General features: G+C 64.7%; 14 protein-coding genes. 3 read left to right on the top strand and 11 right to left on the bottom strand.

Annotation, left to right across the window (positions count from 1 at the left end; genetic code table 11):
- The first annotated feature begins 163 nt into the window (after positions 1-163).
- From HLG70_RS01090 to HLG70_RS01080, 3 genes are read left to right on the top strand one after another with little or no spacing between them, the layout of a single operon-like run.
- A complete protein-coding gene (locus tag HLG70_RS01090; RefSeq protein ID WP_171664746.1) occupies positions 164-331 on the top strand; it encodes a hypothetical protein in 168 nt (55 codons plus the stop codon).
- Positions 328-945, top strand: coding sequence for a YiiX family permuted papain-like enzyme (locus HLG70_RS01085; RefSeq protein ID WP_171664747.1), 618 nt, complete (start codon positions 328-330; stop codon positions 943-945). Before HLG70_RS01090 ends, HLG70_RS01085 begins: the two co-directional genes overlap by 4 nt.
- Positions 946-985: 40 nt before the next feature.
- The gene (locus HLG70_RS01080) at positions 986-1,999 is read left to right on the top strand and encodes an Lnb N-terminal periplasmic domain-containing protein (protein WP_171664748.1); all 1,014 of its coding nucleotides are present in this window, start codon (positions 986-988) and stop codon (positions 1,997-1,999) included.
- A gap of 34 nt (positions 2,000-2,033) precedes the next feature.
- Here HLG70_RS01080 and HLG70_RS01075 read toward each other — a convergent pair whose 3' ends face one another.
- The 11 genes from HLG70_RS01075 to HLG70_RS01025 form a co-directional block, all read right to left on the bottom strand.
- Positions 2,034-2,498 carry a carboxymuconolactone decarboxylase family protein gene (locus tag HLG70_RS01075; RefSeq protein ID WP_171664749.1) on the bottom strand — a complete coding sequence of 155 codons (465 nt, stop codon included), beginning with the start codon at positions 2,496-2,498 and terminating at the stop codon, positions 2,034-2,036.
- A gap of 110 nt (positions 2,499-2,608) precedes the next feature.
- Positions 2,609-4,015, bottom strand: coding sequence for a metal-dependent hydrolase family protein (locus HLG70_RS01070; RefSeq protein ID WP_171664750.1), 1,407 nt, complete (start codon positions 4,013-4,015; stop codon positions 2,609-2,611).
- Between the two features lie 33 nt (positions 4,016-4,048).
- A complete protein-coding gene (locus tag HLG70_RS01065) occupies positions 4,049-5,869 on the bottom strand; it encodes an SLC13 family permease (RefSeq protein ID WP_171664751.1) in 1,821 nt (606 codons plus the stop codon).
- A gap of 33 nt (positions 5,870-5,902) precedes the next feature.
- Positions 5,903-7,327 carry a basic amino acid/polyamine antiporter gene (locus HLG70_RS01060; RefSeq protein WP_171664819.1) on the bottom strand — a complete coding sequence of 475 codons (1,425 nt, stop codon included), beginning with the start codon at positions 7,325-7,327 and terminating at the stop codon, positions 5,903-5,905.
- A gap of 97 nt (positions 7,328-7,424) precedes the next feature.
- Positions 7,425-8,666 carry an arginine deiminase gene (gene arcA, locus HLG70_RS01055; RefSeq protein WP_171664752.1) on the bottom strand — a complete coding sequence of 414 codons (1,242 nt, stop codon included), beginning with the start codon at positions 8,664-8,666 and terminating at the stop codon, positions 7,425-7,427.
- A gap of 16 nt (positions 8,667-8,682) precedes the next feature.
- Positions 8,683-10,104, bottom strand: a complete 1,422-nt coding sequence (locus HLG70_RS01050; protein ID WP_171664753.1) for a basic amino acid/polyamine antiporter — start codon at positions 10,102-10,104, stop codon at positions 8,683-8,685.
- A gap of 99 nt (positions 10,105-10,203) precedes the next feature.
- The gene (locus HLG70_RS01045) at positions 10,204-11,196 is read right to left on the bottom strand and encodes an AI-2E family transporter (protein ID WP_171664754.1); all 993 of its coding nucleotides are present in this window, start codon (positions 11,194-11,196) and stop codon (positions 10,204-10,206) included.
- The gene (locus HLG70_RS01040; protein WP_171664755.1) at positions 11,193-12,683 is read right to left on the bottom strand and encodes an alpha/beta hydrolase; all 1,491 of its coding nucleotides are present in this window, start codon (positions 12,681-12,683) and stop codon (positions 11,193-11,195) included. Before HLG70_RS01040 ends, HLG70_RS01045 begins: the two co-directional genes overlap by 4 nt.
- A complete protein-coding gene (locus HLG70_RS01035; RefSeq protein ID WP_171664756.1) occupies positions 12,680-14,146 on the bottom strand; it encodes an efflux transporter outer membrane subunit in 1,467 nt (488 codons plus the stop codon). The genes HLG70_RS01040 and HLG70_RS01035 overlap by 4 nt, the downstream gene beginning before the upstream one ends.
- Positions 14,143-17,307, bottom strand: a complete 3,165-nt coding sequence (locus HLG70_RS01030) for a multidrug efflux RND transporter permease subunit (protein WP_171664757.1) — start codon at positions 17,305-17,307, stop codon at positions 14,143-14,145. Before HLG70_RS01030 ends, HLG70_RS01035 begins: the two co-directional genes overlap by 4 nt.
- 11 nt (positions 17,308-17,318) lie before the next feature.
- Positions 17,319-18,476 carry an efflux RND transporter periplasmic adaptor subunit gene (locus HLG70_RS01025; protein WP_171664758.1) on the bottom strand — a complete coding sequence of 386 codons (1,158 nt, stop codon included), beginning with the start codon at positions 18,474-18,476 and terminating at the stop codon, positions 17,319-17,321.
- Positions 18,477-18,484 lie beyond the last annotated feature (8 nt).

Here is an 18,484-nt window from a genome sequence, read left to right as displayed (position 1 = left end):
CGCGCCGAATGAGGCCCCGCATGGGGAACATAGTCGCGGCTGCGCCGTCCAACCACCGCTTTTCTACTTTTCATATCACGATGTGATGAATATTGACGTCAACCCTCACTTACCCACGGCCACGGCTAATGCTACTGTTCCGCCTGTGCAAGGAGTACATGCAATGGATCAGAAAACGAAGCCCTGGGCTTTTCCCAAACCCCATCCGGAAAACACCCCACGTGGTGAGCGCAACAAACAAGAGTTCGACGCTCCGCCCGACGACAAGAAACCCGCGCCCAAGCCGCGCGCCAGGAAAGAGACACCGGCAGCCAGCCGGGTCCGCCCATGAGGCTGGCCGCAAGGACACGCGCCGCCGCCGCGGCGGTGCTGTCCGCGCTTTCCGTGGCGGCCGCCGCTGCGCCCGACTTCCAGACGGGCGACATGGTTTTCCAGCAGTCCCGTTCGGCGCAAAGCCTGGCCATCCAGCAGGCCACGCATTCGCCGTACAGCCACATGGGCATGATCGTGACGCGCCAGGGCCAGCCCTACGTGCTTGAAGCCGCTGCGCGCGTCAGCTACACGCCCCTGTCCCAGTGGGCGGCGCAAGGCGAACGCGGCCACTACGTGGTCAAGCGCCTGCGCGACACATCCCTGCTCACGCCCCAGGCGCGCGAGCGGCTGGCGAAGACCGGCGCCGAATACGTAGGCAAGCCCTACGATCTGGTGTTTGCGTGGTCGGACGAACAAATCTACTGCTCGGAGCTGGTATGGAAAATCTACCAGCGCACGCTCGGCGTGAAAGTCGGAGCCCTGGCTCCGCTCAAGAGCTTCGACCTCGCATCCCCCGCCGTGCGCGCCAAGATGCAGGAACGCTACGGCAAGAACATTCCCTGGGACGAGCCGATCATCTCGCCCGCCGCCATGTACGAGTCGGACCAACTGGTGACAGTGGGCACATTCTGACGGCAGTGCGCGGCGCGATTGCTGCTCGGCAAGGAGCGCCATGACGGTTTCCATCCTGCTCGGCATCGCGATTGCGCTTGTGACGGCCTGGGGCGCCCTTGCCCTGTGGATACGCGCGCCGCTTGCCCGTGGATGGAAGCTCGCCGCGGTGCTGGCGTGGGTGCTGTCCGGGTTGGCCGCCATCGCAGGAATGGTCTGGCCGTCCTGGCTGCCGGGCCTGTACATCCATGGCGCGGCGCTGGCCGGCCTGCTGTGCTGGTGGCTGCGGGTCCGGCCGTCGAACGACCGGCCCTGGCTCGCGGAGGTCGCGCGCCAGACCCATGGCGAGATCGACGGCAATCGCGTCACGCTGCACAACGTGCGCAATTTCGACTGGCGCTCGCGAACTGACTTCACGCCCCGCTGGGAGACGCGCGGCTACGCGCTGGACGACCTGCAAGCCGTGGATGTCGCTCTCTCGTATTGGGGCCGGCCGGCGATTGCCCATGCCCTGGTTTCCTTTGGTTTCGGCAACGGCGGCCACGTCGTGTTCTCGGTGGAAATCCGGCGCAAGCAGGGCGACAGGTTTTCCGAGATCGGCGGCTTCTTCAAGCAGTATGAACTGAGCGTGATCGCCTCCACCGAAGAGGACAGTCTGCGCGTGCGCACGAACGTCCGAGGCGAGGACGGCTACCTCTACCGCATCCACATGCCCGACGGCGCGGCGCAAGAGCTCTTCCTGGCCTATGTCGACACGGCGAACCGGCTGGTCGATACGCCGCGCTTCTATCACACGCTGACCGCCAACTGCACCACCATTGTGTTCCAGATGGCGCGGCGCATCGTGCCCGGATTGCCGCTGGACTACCGCCAGCTGTTGTCGGGCTACTTGCCTGAGTACCTATACAAGCTGGACGCATTGCGGGGCGCGGGCAGCGCGGAACAATATCGCCACCTGGGCCGCTATACGGACAGGGCGCTGGCCACCTATGACCGCGCGCAATATTCCCGCAACATCCGGCGCGGGGTGCCGGGCACGGCGCAGGAAAACCGCGCGGGGGATCCTGGGCAATGACATCTCCGGCTGCCCCGGACCGCCAACAACCCGGTCACTCCCGGCCGGCGGCCGCCGCGGCGGCGGGAACGGCGCGAAACGAAACGCCCAGGCGATTGAACGCATTCATCAATCCGATCGCGTAGGTCAGGTCGGCAAGTTCCCGGTCATTGAATTCCGCGGACGCCGCCGCATAGTCGGCATCGGGAACGCCCGTCTCGGCAACTCGCGTGACCGTTTCCGCCCATGCGAGCGCGGCGCGCTCCCGGGCGCTGAATACCGCTCCTGCTTCATGCCACACGGGCACGAGCACCAGCTTGTCCACGGTCAGTCCCTGCTTGATCAGGTCGCGCGAATGCATGTCGATGCAGTAGGCGCAGCCATTGATCTGCGAGACCCGCAGATAGACCAGATTGATGAGTTCCTCGGGCAGGCCGCACTTCTTCAGGTAGAGGTACACGCCGCCGAAGGCCTTGTAGCCGTCGGGCGAAGCCTGGGCGTAGTCGATGCGATTGTTCATGGAGATTCCTTGATTCCTTGATTCACGGACTCCATGCTGCGGCATCTCGTCCTGCCCGAACAGGGCCATGAATCGGGTTATCGACTAGGACATGATGCGCCCGGCGCGGGTCAGCGGGCCGCCACGATGTCCTTGAAAACGACGCCGTCCTTCATGATCAGCAGAAAGTTCTTGTCCGGATCGCCGATCAGCTTGATGTCCTGAATGGGATCCCCGTCGACCAGCAGCAGGTCGGCAAGCGCGCCCTCTCGCAAGACGCCCAGGTCACCGCGATACGGATTGCGCAGGCCGGACAGTTTCAGGAGCTGGGCGTTCGTGCTGGTGGCCATGATGAGGGTCTGCGCCGGGGTGTACCACCGGGTCAGGCTCGCCAGGATCTTGCCCTGTTGTTCGGCCAGCCTGCTCGAGAACAGGATGTCCGTTCCAAACGCCGTCTTCAGCTTGTGCTTGATCGCAAGCTGGTACGTCTTGTCGGTGCCGGCAAAGACTTCCTGCGCCTTCTCCCATTGATCGGAGCCCCTCGGGAAGGCATCCGCCATCTCGTCGGGAAAAGGCTGCGTGCTGAGCCAGGTGCCTGACCGCGCCATCAACTGGGCGGTCTCCTCGTCCATCAGGCTGGCGTGTTCGATGCACAGGACGCCAGCCCTGATCGCCCGTTGAATCGCGGTCGGCGTATAGGCGTGCACCGCCACGTAGGTGCCCCAATCCGTGGCGGCGTCCACCGCCGCCTTCAGTTCGGGTTCGGTGAAGGTGACGACATCCAGCGGACTATGCGGCGAGGACACCCCCCCGCCTCCCGTCAGCTTGATTTGCGAGGCGCCTTGCATGAGCTGCTCGCGGGTGCGCATGCGCACCTCGTCGGGGCTGTCGGCAATCGTGCTGTCGCCGACGATATCGTGGCGGGATCCCGGCGCGCCCAGCGTGCGCGGCAGGTCGGACCTGGAACGGAAATCGCCATGCCCGCTGGTCACGCTGATCATCGCCCCGGAAGGGTAGATGCGCGGCCCCGGGATCACACCCTGGTCCACGGCAAGCTTCAGGCTGAATACCGCCCCGCCCACGTCGCGCACCGTGGTGAACCCGCGCATCAGCGTCTTGCGCGCCTCGACGCCGGCAACGATGTTCAGATAGGTCGCGTCCTGGGTCAACGCCACTCCTATCGGCACGCCCACGAACATGCTGTGCCAATGCGCGTCGATCAAGCCCGGCATCAAGGTGCGGCCACCGCCGTTGATGATCCGCGCACCGTCGGCGGGGATCTTCTCCCGGGATATCTTCTCGATGATATTGCCGTGCACCAGCACATTGCTCGGAGCGCTCAGCTCGGAAGACGCGCCGTCGAATATGCGCACATTCTCAAACAGGATCCGGGACTCCGCGGCGGCCTTGGCCTCGCTGGCCTTGGCCTGGGCTGCCTGGATCTCCTGTGCCGCCGACGGCAGTTCGTGGGAGAACGCTGCCGCTGCGCTGAAAAGCAGCGTGGCGGCGCCAAATGCGATATGTGGCCTGGAAATCATATGCACACCTCTGGTTTGGAATCCCGCCCTGCGTCAGGACGGAAACAGAATCGGGATCAGCGTCACGCTGACGAGCAGGGAAAACACCGTCAATGGCGTTCCCACCTTCAGATAGTCGGAAAATCCGAATCCACCCGCCACGCTGACCAGCGCATTGGACGGCGTGGAAACCGGTGACATGAACGCCGCGGACGAGGCGATGGCGACGGTCATCGCAAAAGCATAAGGCGAGGCATGCAGGTTCTCGGCGATGCTGATCGCGACGGGCCCCATCAGCACTGCGGTGGCCGTGCCCGAAACGACGATGCCCAGGCTCACCGTGGCCAGGAACACCAGCGCGAGCTGGCCATAAATGCCCCATCCGCCGGAGTAGTGAAGCAGGAATTGCGCGGCAAGGTCCACGCCGCCGCTGCGCTTGAGCGCCAGGGCGAACGGCAGCATGCCCACGATGAGTATCAGGGCGCGCCAGTTGATCGAACGATAGGCCACGTCCAGTGTTACGCAACCGAACATGCCCATCATCAGGGCCCCGATCAGGCCTGCCATCACATTGGGGACCCAATCCGTCAGCATCAGGAAGATGACCGTCGCAAGGGACAGCAGCGCATGGATGGCCCGGTTCGGAACGGGCACCAGGGAATCAGCCTCGACCGGCATCGCCAGGCTCACCAGATCGTGCTCCTCGGCCTGCAGCGAGAATATGCCCGCCCAGGGGCCCACCACCAGCAGCGTGTCCCCTACCCTGAGGCGGGTTTCCGGCAGCTTGCGCATGGCCTTCTTGCCGCGCCAGAGCCCGACGATGAACAGCCCATGGCGCTCCAGCACCACCGACTCGCGGGCGCGGGCGCCGACCAGCCTGGATTCCGAAGGGATGATCACTTCCACCATGCCCACGTCCCGGGCCTGGTCCGCGAAATACATGCCCGACACCGGCAGCCGCTTGAGCAGATGCCGCCCGCAGAAGGCCTCGATATCGAAGCCCTCGGCATCCATGTCCAGCAGCAGGATATCGCCGGCCTCCAGCACATCGTCCGCCGTGGCGCGCATCACCGCCCGGGCAAAGCGCGAACTCCGCTCGATCGCGATGACGCAAGCCTCCTTGCCCAGTTCGGCGCCGCAGACGCCAAGCTGGCGCCCGACCAGGTCGGAGTTTTCCGCGATGAGCAGGCGATAAGCCCTGTTCTGAAGAGAGTACTTCGCGGCCCAGTCGCCCAGGCTGGGCCGGTTGGTCCTGTGCTGGCTCTGGCCGGCATCGATGAGCCGCCGCGCGAACAGCATGTAGGCAATGCCGCCGGCCAGCACGACGGCGCCGATCGGTGTGAAGTCGAAGAAGCGAAAGCCCGTGTAGCCCGCGTAGCCCAGCGCGCTGTTCAGCACCAGATTGGGCGTGGTCGCAACCAGCGTGAGCATCCCGCTGATGGAAGCGGCCACGCCCATGGGCATCAGTATCCTTCGGCTGGCCATGCCGGATTTCCGGGAAATCCGCAGCACAATGGGTATGAAAATGGCGACCACGGCGGTGGAACTCATCACGGCGCCCATCAGCCCGACCGCTCCCATCACCAGCAGCACAAGCCAGCTTTCGCTTTTCCCGCCGTGGCGCAGCAGCAGATCGCCCACGGACTGCGCGACGCCGGTGCGGACCAGCCCCTCGCCGACGACGAAGAGGCAGGCAATCAATATGATGTTGGGGTTGGAGAATCCGTCCAGCGCCTCCCGGTATGTCACCGTCCCGCTCAGGGGCAGCAGCAGCATGACCAGCAGCGCCACGGCGTCCGACCGCGGGCGGCCGGCAACAAAGAGCACAATGGCCACGACCAGGATGGCCAGGACAATCGCGAGATCGCTGCTCATTGTTGCCGCTTCCCCGAGACCATGCCCGTGCTCCTAGAACGCCGTGTTGCCGGTGCTGACGGCCCAGACGCCAACCCCGCAAGACGCCAGGATGAGCAGCAGTACCGGCCACTCGAACGGCGCGAAGGTGCTGCCTTGCTGCTCGCGCCGCGCGATCAGAAAGAGTATCGTGCCCGGCGCGTAAATAAGCGCCGAGAGCACGAAATACCGGAAGCCTCCGGCATACACCAGTCCCGCCGCATAGACGGTCGCCACCGCGGCCAGCCCCAATTCGAACCCCCGGCGCCGGCTCCAGCCGTTGTAGGCATCTCCGCGCACCGCCACCATCAGGCCGAATCCGGCCACGAAGAAATAGGGAATCAGGCTCATCGAACTTGCCATGTTCTTGATGAGCACGAAAGTATCCTCGGTGAAGAGGGTGACGATCAGGAACCCCTGGACGATGCCGTTGCTCAGCCACAAGGCGGCTGCCGGCACCCCGTGGCGATTCTCGCGGCCGAGGAAAGCGGGCATGATGGCGGCGCGCGCCGCCGCCCGCAAGACTTCCGCGGCCAGCAGGATCCAGGCCAGATAGGCGCCCGCGACCGAAACCATCAGGCCCACGCTGACCAGCATGCTGCCCCAGGGGCCGACAATCGACCTGAGCACGCCAGCCAGGGACGGATTGCGCAGCGCCGCGAGTTCCGCGCGCGGCAGCACCCCGTACGAGAGCATCGTCACCAGCACCAGCAGAGTCAGAACGAGCAGAAAGCCGACGACCGTGGCGACCGCCACGTCATCCCTGCGTTTGGCATAGCGCGAATACACGCTCGCGCCCTCCACCCCCAGGAACACGAACACGGTGGCCAGCATGGTGCCGCGGACCTGCTCCAGCAAGGTCCCCTTGCCATCCCCGCTCTGCCCTTCCATGATGTTCTGGCGCAGGACATCCAGATCCACGGCAAGGGCCGCGACGACGATGAAAATGGCGATGGGAACGATCTTGGCGATCGTCACCACCGTGTTCATTCCGGCGGCCTGCCGTATCCCTCGCAGGATGGCGAAATGCGTGGACCACAGCAACAGCGAAGACACCAGCACGGCCGGGAGCGTATCGCCGTCGCCGAAAATGGGAAACACGGCGCCCAGCGTGGCCTTGAACACAACGAAATAGCTGACATTGCCCAGGCAGGCGGCCGTCCAATAGCCCAGGGCAGCCAGGAACCCGAGATAGCGCCCGAAGCCCGCCTTGGCGTAGGCAAAGATGCCCGCGTCCAGGTCCGGGCGCCGGCGGGACAGAAACTGGAAGACCATGGCAAGCGTCAGCATGCCGGTGCCGGCGATGGTCCACGCCACCAGCCCGCCTATGGGACCGGTATGGCGCGCGAAGATGCTGGGCAGGGAGAATATCCCCGCGCCCACCATCGAACCGACCACCATGGCGACGAGCGCCATGCGAGAGAGTTTGGCAGTTTCCACGCTCACAGTCGTCTCCTGAGTAAGGGCCGCTCACCCTCTCTCTTCGACCGCGGCCGGGGCCCGCTCCCGGGCGCCGGCCGCGGCACGCCTCTCCGCCCTAGGCGGGATCCCGGGAAATGGGGCACGTCATGCAGTGGCCGCCCCCTCGTCCCCTGCCCAGTTCAGCGCCGACAAAGGTGATGACCTCGATGCCCGCCTTGCGCAACAGCGTGTTGGTGTACACGTTGCGGTCATAGGCAAGCACGACTCCCGGCGAAATGGCGACGAGGTTGGCGCCGCTATCCCACTGGGTGCGCTCCCGCAGGTAGGCATTGCCGCCGGTCTCGACGACGCGCATCTTCTTCACCCCCAGGGCCTCGCCGATCACATCCACCAGCGACCCCTTGTCCTTGTGGAGTTCAAGCTGGCCCGGCGCCTTGCCCGGCCGGTACGAGAAGGCCTGGATGTTGTTGACGATATCCGGATACATGAGCACGCAGTCGCGGTCCGCGAAAGTCAGCACCGTGTCCAGATGCATGGCCGCGCGCAGCTTGGGCATGGCCGCCACGATCACCCGGTCGGCGGCATTCTTGGCGAACAGGCTGGCCGCGAGCTGGCTGATGGCCTGGCGCGAGGTCCGTTCGCTCATGCCTATCATCACCGTGCGATTCCCGATCGGCATGACGTCCCCGCCTTCGAGCGTGGCCAGCCCGTGGTCGGCTGTCGGGTCTCCCCACCACACATTCACCTTGCCGGCAAAGCGCGGGTGGAACTTGTAGATCGACGAGGTCAGAATCGTCTCTTCGTGCCGCGCGGGCCAGTAAAGCGGATTGAGCGTGACGCCGCCGTAGATCCAGCAAGTCGTATCGCGCGTGTATAGCGTGTTGGGCAGCGGCGGCAGCAGATACTCCGTGACGCCGGCCGCCTCCTTGATCAGCGTCAGCTGCTCGCCGCCGATGGATTCCGGGAATTCCTCGGTGGACAGTCCGCCGATCAGCGTTTCCGCCAGCTTGCGCGCCGGCAGGCCGTCCAGGTAGCTGCGGATCTCGTCGATCAGCCCCAGGCCCACTTGATTGGCCACGACCTGATTGTCGAGGATCCACTTCCTGGCCTCGGGAATCTCGACCGTTTCGGCCAGAAGATTATGCATCTCGACGACGTCGACGCCCCGGTCGCGCATCTTGGTGATGAAGTCGAAATGGTCCCGCTTGGCGTTGTCGACCCACATGACGTCGTCGAACAGCAGCGAGTCGCAGTTGGAAGGCGTCAATCTCTCATGAGCCCGCCCCGGCGCGCATACCATCACGGTGCGCAGCTGCCCAACTTCTGAATGGACTCCAAATTCTTCGGTATCAGCCATGATTAGCTCCCAAAAGTTAAATGGCGATCCAGCCGTAGACCAGGCCCACGATAGCGGCCAGGCATCCGATGCACGCCACGATGAAAATGATCAACTCCCACCCCTTGAAGATTGATCTGCCTTGCTCGCGCCGAGCCCAGAAGTAAAGGACGGTCCCGGGCGCGTACAACAGTGCCGACAACAAGACGAACTTCATGCCACCTGCGAGAATCATGAAGGCGGTATAGACGGCCGCTATGCCAGCCAGTATCAGATCGCGATTGCGATCCTTGCCGTCGATGTAGGTCTCGCCGCGCTTGGCCAGCATGAACCCGAACGCGGCGACCAGAAAGTACGGGATCAGCGACATCGCGCTGGTCAGGCTGAGCATCAGCGCGAACGCGTCACGCGACCAATAGGTGCTGATGACGAACAGCTGCACGATGATGTTGGTCACCCATAGCGCCACGACGGGCACGCCGTTCTTGTTCTCGCGGGCGAACGCTCGCGGCATGTCTTCGTTCTTCGAGGCCGCATGCATCACTTCGGCGCAGATCAGCGACCAGGCCAGATAAGCGCCCAGCACCGAAATGATCAGTCCGACGCTCACGAACACCGCGCCCCAGGGCCCGACCACCGACTCCAGCACCCCGGCCATGGACGGCTGGCGAAGCCCGGCGATATCACCCTGTTCCATGACCGCGTAGGGCAGCAGCGTGACCAGCACCATCAGGCACAGCGCGGTGACAAACCCGATCAGCGTGGCCACCCCGACGTGCGATCGTTTGGTGGCGAATCGGGAATAGACGCTGGCGCCCTCAATGCCCAGGAAGACGAAGACGGTCACCAGCATTGTCAGTCGAACCTGTTCGAAGAGGCTGTAGCCGCTGCGGTCGCCCCAGAAGTTGACGCGGAACAGATCGAGCTTGAATGCGATGGCCAGCACGATGATGAAGACCACGATCGGAATGATCTTGGCCACCGTCACCACGGCGTTGATGAACGCCGCCTGCTGCACGCCGCGCAGAATCATGAAGTGAAACAGCCAGATCCCGACGGAGGCCACCGCGATCGCGATCACCGTGTTGCCGTCTCCGAAGACTGGAAAGAAGGCTCCCAGCGTGGACTTGATCAGCACCCAATATGAAACGTTGCCGATGCAGCTGCCGATCCAGTATCCAAACGCCGAAAGAAACCCGAGATAGTCGCCAAACCCCGCCTTGGCGTAGGCGAACACGCCCGCGTCAAGCTCGGGCTTGCGTTCGGCAAGCGACTGGAATACCCGGGCCAGCGTGTACATACCCGCGCCGGCGATGATCCACGCGATCACGGCTCCGACCACGCCGGTCGCGCCGCCAAAGGTTCTGGGCAGGGAGAAGATCCCCGCGCCGATCATCGAACCCACCACCATGCCGGTCAAGGCAAGCAATCCTAGCTTCTTGGGAGTACTGCTTTCCATCATGCACCTCCAAAATTTAGCAAAGACATCAGCAGGTTGGCCGCCTTCCCGGGCGTGATGCCGATCCGGGACGAGAGGCTTTGCCGCTATTCCGTCGCATCAGCTGTTTGAAGCCCCTCGGTTGAAGTTGGTGGTGGCGCTGTACACCGTCGTCATGGTGATAAGCAGCGGTACACCGATAAAAGTGCCGGGGATACCCCACACCAGTCCCCAGAAAAACACCGCAACCATCACCATCAGCGGCGACAGCGAGAAAGCGCTGCCGGCAAGCCTGGGCTCCAGATAGCAGCCGTAGACGATCTGGATGCAGTTCAGCACCACCAGAACCGCCAGGCTGGTCTGAAGGGATCCGTACTGGACGAAAGCAAAGAACGCCGGAAAAACGGTCGCGACCAGGGGGCCCAGGAAGGGGATGTAGTTCAGCAGGAACGCCAGCCCGCCCCAGGCCGTTGCCAGCTCGAGCCCGGCATAGATGGCGAACAGCCACACCGTCACGCCGGTCAGCACGCTGGCCACCGTCCGGATCACCATGTACCGGCGCAGCTTGCTCGCCACCTGGCGCGCGATCTCCATCCAGCGCCGCGCCCGCTCCTCGCCCAGCAGGCGGATCAGCCTGCCCGGGGCTTCGTCCAGTTCGAACAGGCCCAGGGCAATGAAAACGAAAGACAGGAAGATCAGCCCCAGCATGCTGTTGATCCGCAGGGCGATCTCCTGGATGGCCCGGACCAGCCACGAGACATTGAAGCTGTCCTGGAACATGCGGATCACCATGGCGCCATGCGGGTGCAGCGTCTCTGTCTCCAGGGTGAACAGGCGCTGGAAACGGCCCGCATTGGCCATGACCCATTGGGCGACCAGGCTGAAGCCCCAGCCCGCAAGCGACAGGAACACCAGCGAGACAGCCAGCGTGACCAGCAAGACCGCTATGGCGGCAAGCGGAGCGGGCATCCTGCGGCCCAGGGACTGCCGCAGCGGCGCCACCAGGCAGATGAGGAACAACGCGAACGCCAGGGGCACGAACACCGGACTGGCGAGGTACAGCAGCCCCAGTATCAATATGGCGCAGATTCCGGACAATGCGAAAGACGTCATCTTGGTATCACCCCATCAACGCGCTTGACCAGATATGAGTAAAAGGGATTGGAGGTCAGCCGGGTGAGCGTGTCCATTCCAATCACGAAGGCGCCGACCTCGCCCCGCATGGACATGGCGCCCAGGCTGATCCCGAACTCCTCGATGTTGTCCGGATGCATCCCGTACAGGGCGTCATTGGTCGGAAACGGCAGCGCCACATGCGACAAGGAATAGACCTCGCGCGGGTAGTCCATGCCGATAGCGCGTTCCACGACCTCGGTGGAGCCGGCCTCGATCACGCGCTCGACCATCGCGCTGGACATCGGGCTGGCATTGGTGACGATGGTCAGCCGGTAGTTGCGCTTTTCGCCGGGAAGCGTGCCCGCCAGCGACCAGGCCACGCCGCGGCGAAAGAGCGGCCCCAGCTTCGTGGCGCGGTTCAGGTCGAACAGCACCAGATCGCTGCCGTTGTCGGGCAGGCGCGCGTACAGGGCGTTGATGATGGCGCGCGTGCTGACGGTGAAGTCCAGCACGGAATGGAAGGTGATGATGGGAGGCAGCCGTTCCAGGCCGCCGGAACGCTGCTGCGCAACGAGCCTGTCCTGCAGCGTCTGCGTGAGCTCGAACGACTGGCGGGCCGCGTGAACGGGAAAGGAGTTGTACTTGAAGGGGTTGAACTCGGGCACGATGCTCAGCCAGGCAGCCTTGGCGAAGGCCGGCAGGATGGAGGGCAAGCCGGCCAGTCCCGCGAAGCGCGCGAAGGTCGTGATTCCGACCATGGGCGAAAGCAGGACGAGCCGATCGGGTTTGGCGAGCTTGGGATCGTCGAGCGCGTCGAGCGCATGCATCAGCGCCAGCGCGCCGCCGTTGGAAAAGCCCACCAGATGCAAGGGACGCGGAGCCGGCACCCTGCGGCGGGCTTCGCGCACGGCCAGCCGTGTGGCCGCCGTCCAGTCCTCCCAGTGCGCATCGGTCAAGCCGCCAGGCACCGTCCCGTGGCCCGGCATCCGGATGGCGATCGCCACGTAGCCGACCGACTGGTAATGGGCGGCGATGTGCCTCATGCTGTAGGGCGAGTCGGTCAGCCCGTGCAAGAGCACCGCCACGCCGCGGGGTTCGCCGGCCGGAAGCAGCACGAACGACCGGTTCCAGTCGTGCGCGAAATGTTCCGGATACACCTTGGCGCCGGAGAAATACCGGTTGCTGTCGACCTTGTCTTCCGGCTGGAGCTTATCGCCCACGTTCTGCCGCAGCAGCGCGAAGAGCTTGTCTTCGTGGGCCAGGTAATCCTGCCAGGAGCTGCGGTCGAGCTGTTCCGCATTGAGCTCTTCCGGCACGTAGGTATGCCAGGACGCCAGGGGCGGGCCTTGCTGAATGTCGTAGAGCCGGACACCCATCAGCGTGCCGACGATCAAGACCGCGCCCACGACCACGATCACCGCCGCCTTCTTCAGGCGACGCCACAGAACGTTGGGCGCGGAGCCGGCCGTCTTTTCCTCTTTCACTGCGGGGCTCCCGTGCCGGTTGCCGGCAATCCATCGGGCGCGACCGGCGCTTCCTGTTCGTCGCCGCCTCCCAATGCCACATAGAGCGACACCCCGTTCTGCAACTGTGCGGCCCGAAGCGACAGCATCTGCTGTTCGGCGCTGAAGAGGCCGCGCCGTGCGTCCACGACCTCGAGATAGATGGATATACCGTTCTGATACCGCAAGTCCGCGGTCTCGGCGAGACGCCGCTGGGCCTGGATCGCCGTTTCCTGCGCCGCGACCTGCTCCTGGAACCGCTTGCGGCTTTCCAGGGCGGTGGCCACCTCGCTGAACGCGGTCTGCACGGTCTTCTTGTAGTTGGCGACCAGCTCGTCGCGCTGCGCCATCGCCAGATCCACGGCGGCGCGCCGCTGCCCGAAGTCGAAGATCGGCAGCCCTATTCCACCCCCGAAGTTCCAGATCTGGCTCGGCGACGAGAACAGGTCGGACAGTTCGGGGGACGCGTATCCGAATGACCCCGTCAAGGCGATTCGCGGAAACAGCGCGGCGCGGGCGGCCCCGATGTTCGCATTGGCGCTGCGCAGCCGATTCTCGGCCTGGCGGATGTCCGGCCTGACCACCAGCAAGGACGACGGCAGGCCCGGGCTCAGCGCATCGAACTGCCCCGCCGCCTCGATCGGCTGGATTCCCGGCACATCCGCTTCGAGGTTCTCGCCGACCAGCACCCAGAGCCGGTTCCAGTGCGCGGCGGTGGTGCGCTGCCACTCGGCAAGCTGGGTCTGCGCCTGGGTCAGGAGGATGGAGGACTGCTCATAGTCCACCAGCGAGGTGACCCCGGCGTCCAGCCTGTCCTTGGCCACGCTCATGGCGTAGCTGCGCGTCTCCACGGTGCGCTGCGCCAGCGCGATGCCCTCTTCCCCCGCCCGCGCGTCGTAATAGGTGGAGGCCACGTTGGCGATCAGCGACAAGCGGAACGCCCGCTGCCCCTCTATCGTCGCCAGGTATTGCTGCAGCGCCGATTCGCTCATGTTGCGCACCCGGCCCCAGAAATCCAGTTCAAAGGAGGTGACCATCAGCTGCGCGCTGAACTGGCTGAACTCCACGGTTCGCCTGCTGCCCGCCAACGCAGGGTCCAGGGCGGACAGCGGAGCCTGATTGCGCGACGCGGCGGCCCCCGCGTCCAGGTGCGGGAGCTGGTTGGCGCGCTCGATGCGATAGAACGCGCCTGCCTGCTCGATCCGGGCGGTGGCGGCGGCCAGGTCCTGGTTCAGCTCCAGCGACTTGGCGATCAGGAGCTTGAGCTGGGCATCCCCGAAGAACTGCTGCCAGGTCACATGCTGCGCGGCCACGGCGTCGGCGGGCACTTCGCCGGGAAAGCGCGCGGGCACCGCCACTTCCGGCGTGCGATAGTCAGGCGCCAGATTGCAGCCGGCCAAACCCCCGCAAAGGGCGGCCATAACGACGACGCGCACCGGCTTCATGGGTTCTCCCCCTGCTCTTCCGCCTTGGTCTGAGCCTTGGCGGTATCCGGACGACGCCCGGACCACCTTCTTGCGACCATATAGAACAGCGGCGTGAAGAACACGCCGAACAGCGTCGCGGTAAGCATGCTGCCCATGACGCTGGTGCCGACCGCCTGCCGGCTGGCCGCGCCGGCGCCAGAGGCGAACACCAGCGGCAGCATGCCCAGCACAAAGGTGATGCTCGTCATGATGATGGGACGCAGCCGCTGGCGGGCGGCGTCGACCACCGCCTCCTTCCTGTCCCGGCCTTCCATCTCCTCCTTGAGCGCGAACTCGACAATCAGGATGCCGTTCTTGGCGGCCAGGCCGATGATGGTGACCAGCCCGATGTTGAAGTAGATGTCCGCCGACATTCCCCGCCCCAGCGTGAACGCGGCCGCGCCTAGTATCCCGAACGGCAGGATCAACAGCACGGAGACGGGCACGGACCAGCTCTCATAGAGCGCCGACAGCAGCAGGAACACCACGACCAGCGAGAGGCCCAGGAGCAAGGCGACCTGATTTCCCGCCTGCTGTTCCTCGAAGGCCGTGCCGGTCCATTCGTACGTGATCCCTTGCGGCAGCACGCGCTTGGCGATGGCCTCCATCTCGGCCAGCGCCACACCGCTGGACCGCCCGGCGGCGGCCTCGCCCGAGATCGTGATCGACGGAAAGCCGTTGTAGCGCTCAAGCTGCTGCGGCCCGTCTATCCAGCGCATGCGCGAGAACGCCGAAAACGGCACCATTTCGCCGCGGTTGTTGGGCAGCTGCAATGCCGCGATGTCCTGCGGCAGCATGCGCTGGTCCGCCTCGGCCTGGATGAACACGCGCTGAACCGAGCCTTCGTGCAGAAAGTCATTGACGTAGTTGGACCCGAACGCGAAGGTCAGCGCCTGGTTGACCTGGGCCACTTGCAGCCCCAATGCCCGGGCGTGAACGCGGTCGATTTCCACAAACAGCCGGGGTCCTGGCGGCATGCCGTCCAGGCGCACGCCAGCCAGCAGAGGGCTGCTCGCGGCCGCCGCGATCATCGCCGCGCCCGTCGCCGTCAGCCCCGCGCCGCCCTGCGCGGTGCGGTCCTGGACCTTCATGGAGAAGCCCGATGCATTGCCCATCGAAGGAATCGGCGGGGGATTCAAGGCAAAAATCATCGCCTGCGGAATGGCCCGGAAGCTCAGGTTGCTGCGCCCGACCAGCGAGTCGACCGCATCGCTGCGCGCGGTGCGCTCGCCCCACGGATGCAGGTCCACGAAGGACAGCGCCGCCGTCTGCCCCTGGCCGAAGAAGTTGAATCCGACCACCGATGCGACATTGCGTACGGCGGGCTGCTGGCGCAGCATGCTTTCGGCCTGCTCCACCGCTACCTGAGTCTGGTCGGCCGTGGTGCCGGGAGCCCCGGTGTATGAGACAAAGAAATAGCCCTGGTCTTCCAGCGGCAGGTAGCCGCCCGGCAGACGCGAAAACAGGAATATCGTCAGCCCGCAAACACCCAGGAAAACCAGCATCCAGCGCAAAGGCCGCAGCACCATGTATTCGACCGCGCGCACGTACTGGCGCGTCATGGCGTCAAAGCCCGCGTTGAACTTGTCGAACACCCACACCTTGGCCTTGGAGACCGGCCCCTTTGGTGGCTTGCCATCCGGGAGCTTGAGCAAGGTGGCGCACAGCGCGGCGCCCAGCGACAGCGCCAGCACGGTGGAGACGACGATGGCCACGGACAGCGTGATGGAGAACTGGCGATAGATGGCGCCGCTGGACCCCGGAAACATCGCCATAGGCACAAACACGGCGACCAGGACCAGCGTACTGGCGATGATCGGCCCCCAGACCTGCCCGATAGCCTTGCGGGTCGCCTCGGGCGCGGAGAGCTGCTCGTCCTTCATGATGCGGGCGACGTTCTCCGAAACGACAATGGCATCATCGTTCAGCACCCCGATGGCCACCACCATGCCGAACAGGGAGAGCAGGTTGATGGACGCGCCGAACAGGAAGAGGCCGGCGCAGGTGCCCACCAGCGCGATCGGCACGATCAGCGTCGGGATCAGCGTGCTTCTCCAGCTCTGCAGGAACAGAAACACCATGGCGGTGACCAGGAGCAGCGCCTCCACCATGGTGACCAGCACGGAGCTGATGGACGTGGTGATGAAGGGCGTGGTGTCGAACGGCACGGTCCAGCCTACGCCGGCCGGAAACACGGACTCCAGTTCCGACATGCGCTGCCTGACCTGCCGCGCGACGTCCAGTGCATTGGCGTCATTGGCCAGCTGAATGGCAATGCCCGCCGCTTCCTTGCCATTGACGCTCAGCCTGAAGTTGTAGCTCTCATTGCCCAGCTCCACGCGGGCGACGTCGCCCAGCCGCACCAGCGACCCGTCGTTATTGACGCGAAGAATGATCTGCCTGAATTCCTCCGGCGTGGAAAACCGGCTCTGGGCGACGATCTGCGCGTTGAAGTCCGCCCCCCGGGCTAGCGGCAGGTCGCCCAGCGAGCCGCCTATCGTTTGGGCATTCTGTTCCTGCACCGCGCGCAACGCGTCGCCGGCCGCCATCTGGAAGCTTGCCAGCTTGCGCTCATCCAGCCAGATCCGCATGGCGTAGGACGAACCAAAGAGCTGCACATCTCCCACCCCGGCAATGCGCCGCAGCTCATTGAGAATGTTGTTCGAGGCGAAATTGCCCATCTGCACGGCGCTGACATCACCGCTTTCGGATTGCAGCGCAAGCAGCATCAGAAAGCCGGACGAGGCCTTGGTGACCGCGACACCAAGCTGCCGGACCTCTTGCGGCAAGCGCGGTTCGACACGGCTCAGGCGGTCCTGCACCTGACTGCGCGCAACGTCCAGGTCCGTACCGGGTTTCAGAGTCACCGTGATCTGGGACGTGCCGTTGGCGCGGCTGACCGAGGCCATGTAGAGGAAATTGTCCACACCGTTCATTTCCTCCTCGATGATGGAGGTGACGGTGCGGTCTATGGTCGTGGTGTCCGCGCCCCGGAAAGTCGCCTGGATCGTTATCGAAGGCGGCGCGATGTTGGGATATTGCTCCACCGGAAGCAGCACCAGCGCAATGACGCCGAACAGCAGAATGAACAGCGCGACGACCCACGCAAACACCGGCCGCAACACAAAGAATGAGCCCATGGCCGACTCCGCTAGGGTTTTTCGTTCTGTTGTTCTACCGGCGCGACACGCTGGCCTGGCCTGATCTTGTGCCAGCCATCGACCACGATCCTGTCTCCTGCCTCAAGCCCCCGCCGCACCACCCAGTTGCCCGCGATCTGGTCGCCGACCTCGATCTGCCTGGCCTCCGCCGTATCATCCGGCCCGATGACAAACACCGTGGCGGTATCGCCGTTAAGCCGCGCCGCGCGCGCCGGAATCAGGATGCCCTCCTGGCGGACGCCGATATGGATCTGGCCGGTAACGAACTGGCCCGGGAGCAGCTCCCGGGCGGCATTGTCGAAGCGGGCGCGTATGGTCTGCGCGCCCGTGCTCCGGTCCACGCTCAGGTCAGCGAAGTCCACGACTCCTGTTTCACCGAACTCCCGGCCATTGGCGAGCGTCAGGCGGACCTGGAAGGTGTTGGCCTCGGAGGTAGCCAGGCTGCCGGAGCGGGCGTAGTCCGTCAGGTCCATGATGGCGGTATTGGATTTGGTGAACGTGGCGCTGATGGGAGAAAGCTGATTGACCTGGGCCAGCAGCGTGGCCGCCGAAGCGCTCACCAGCGCGCCTTCGGTCACCAGAGCGCGTCCTACCCTGCCGGCGATGGGCGCCCTTACCGTGCAGCGGTCCAAGCGCAGCTGCGCCAGCGTGACCGCCGCCTGCGCGTCCGACACATTGGCCTGCGCCTGCCCGAGAGCCGCGAGCGCGGCCTCGTATTCCTGCGCGCTGACCGCCTGACGCTGCACCAGCGGCCGAAATCTCTCCGTGACCGAGCGGGCGTTCTTTTGAACCGCCTGCGCCCGCTGCAGCATCGCATTGGCCTGGGCCAGCTGGGCCTTGTAGTCGCTGGGGTCTATCTGAAACAGCGGGTCGCCGGCCTGCACATCGCTGCCTTCGTTATAAAGCAGCTTCTCCACGATGCCGTCAACGCGCGCCCTGACTTCGGCGGTGCGTATGGGCTCGATCCTGCCGGGCAGATCCACATTGAGATCAACAGGCTGCCGTCCGATGGTGGCCACGATTACCTTCATCGGGGGCACCACGACAGCCGAAGCGTCGTTCCGTTCCCCGCAAGCGGCCAGCGCCAAGGTCAGAGTACCTATGGCAAGCATGAGAGCACGGCGGGCATTGTTACTTACTTGCGTCATCCCAAAGC

This window comes from Achromobacter deleyi, from assembly GCF_013116765.2.
GTDB lineage: Bacteria > Pseudomonadota > Gammaproteobacteria > Burkholderiales > Burkholderiaceae_B > Achromobacter > Achromobacter deleyi_A.
Note: the sequence above shows the minus strand (reverse complement) of the source record. Positions and strands in the feature narration are given on the sequence as shown.

Excerpts from the sequence above, each read along its gene's own strand:
- arcA (WP_171664752.1), bottom strand. The coding sequence starts at position 8,666 with ATGGCTGATACCGAAGAATTTGGAGTCCATTCAGAAGTTGGGCAGCTG.
- HLG70_RS01030 (WP_171664757.1), bottom strand. The coding sequence starts at position 17,307 with ATGGGCTCATTCTTTGTGTTGCGGCCGGTGTTTGCGTGGGTCGTCGCG.
- HLG70_RS01075 (WP_171664749.1), bottom strand. The coding sequence starts at position 2,498 with ATGAACAATCGCATCGACTACGCCCAGGCTTCGCCCGACGGCTACAAG.
- HLG70_RS01080 (WP_171664748.1), top strand. The coding sequence starts at position 986 with ATGACGGTTTCCATCCTGCTCGGCATCGCGATTGCGCTTGTGACGGCC.
- HLG70_RS01070 (WP_171664750.1), bottom strand. The coding sequence starts at position 4,015 with ATGATTTCCAGGCCACATATCGCATTTGGCGCCGCCACGCTGCTTTTC.
- HLG70_RS01090 (WP_171664746.1), top strand. The coding sequence starts at position 164 with ATGGATCAGAAAACGAAGCCCTGGGCTTTTCCCAAACCCCATCCGGAA.
- HLG70_RS01045 (WP_171664754.1), bottom strand. The coding sequence starts at position 11,196 with ATGACGTCTTTCGCATTGTCCGGAATCTGCGCCATATTGATACTGGGG.
- HLG70_RS01085 (WP_171664747.1), top strand. The coding sequence starts at position 328 with ATGAGGCTGGCCGCAAGGACACGCGCCGCCGCCGCGGCGGTGCTGTCC.
- HLG70_RS01050 (WP_171664753.1), bottom strand. The coding sequence starts at position 10,104 with ATGGAAAGCAGTACTCCCAAGAAGCTAGGATTGCTTGCCTTGACCGGC.
- HLG70_RS01065 (WP_171664751.1), bottom strand. The coding sequence starts at position 5,869 with ATGAGCAGCGATCTCGCGATTGTCCTGGCCATCCTGGTCGTGGCCATT.
- HLG70_RS01025 (WP_171664758.1), bottom strand. The coding sequence starts at position 18,476 with ATGACGCAAGTAAGTAACAATGCCCGCCGTGCTCTCATGCTTGCCATA.
- HLG70_RS01035 (WP_171664756.1), bottom strand. The coding sequence starts at position 14,146 with ATGAAGCCGGTGCGCGTCGTCGTTATGGCCGCCCTTTGCGGGGGTTTG.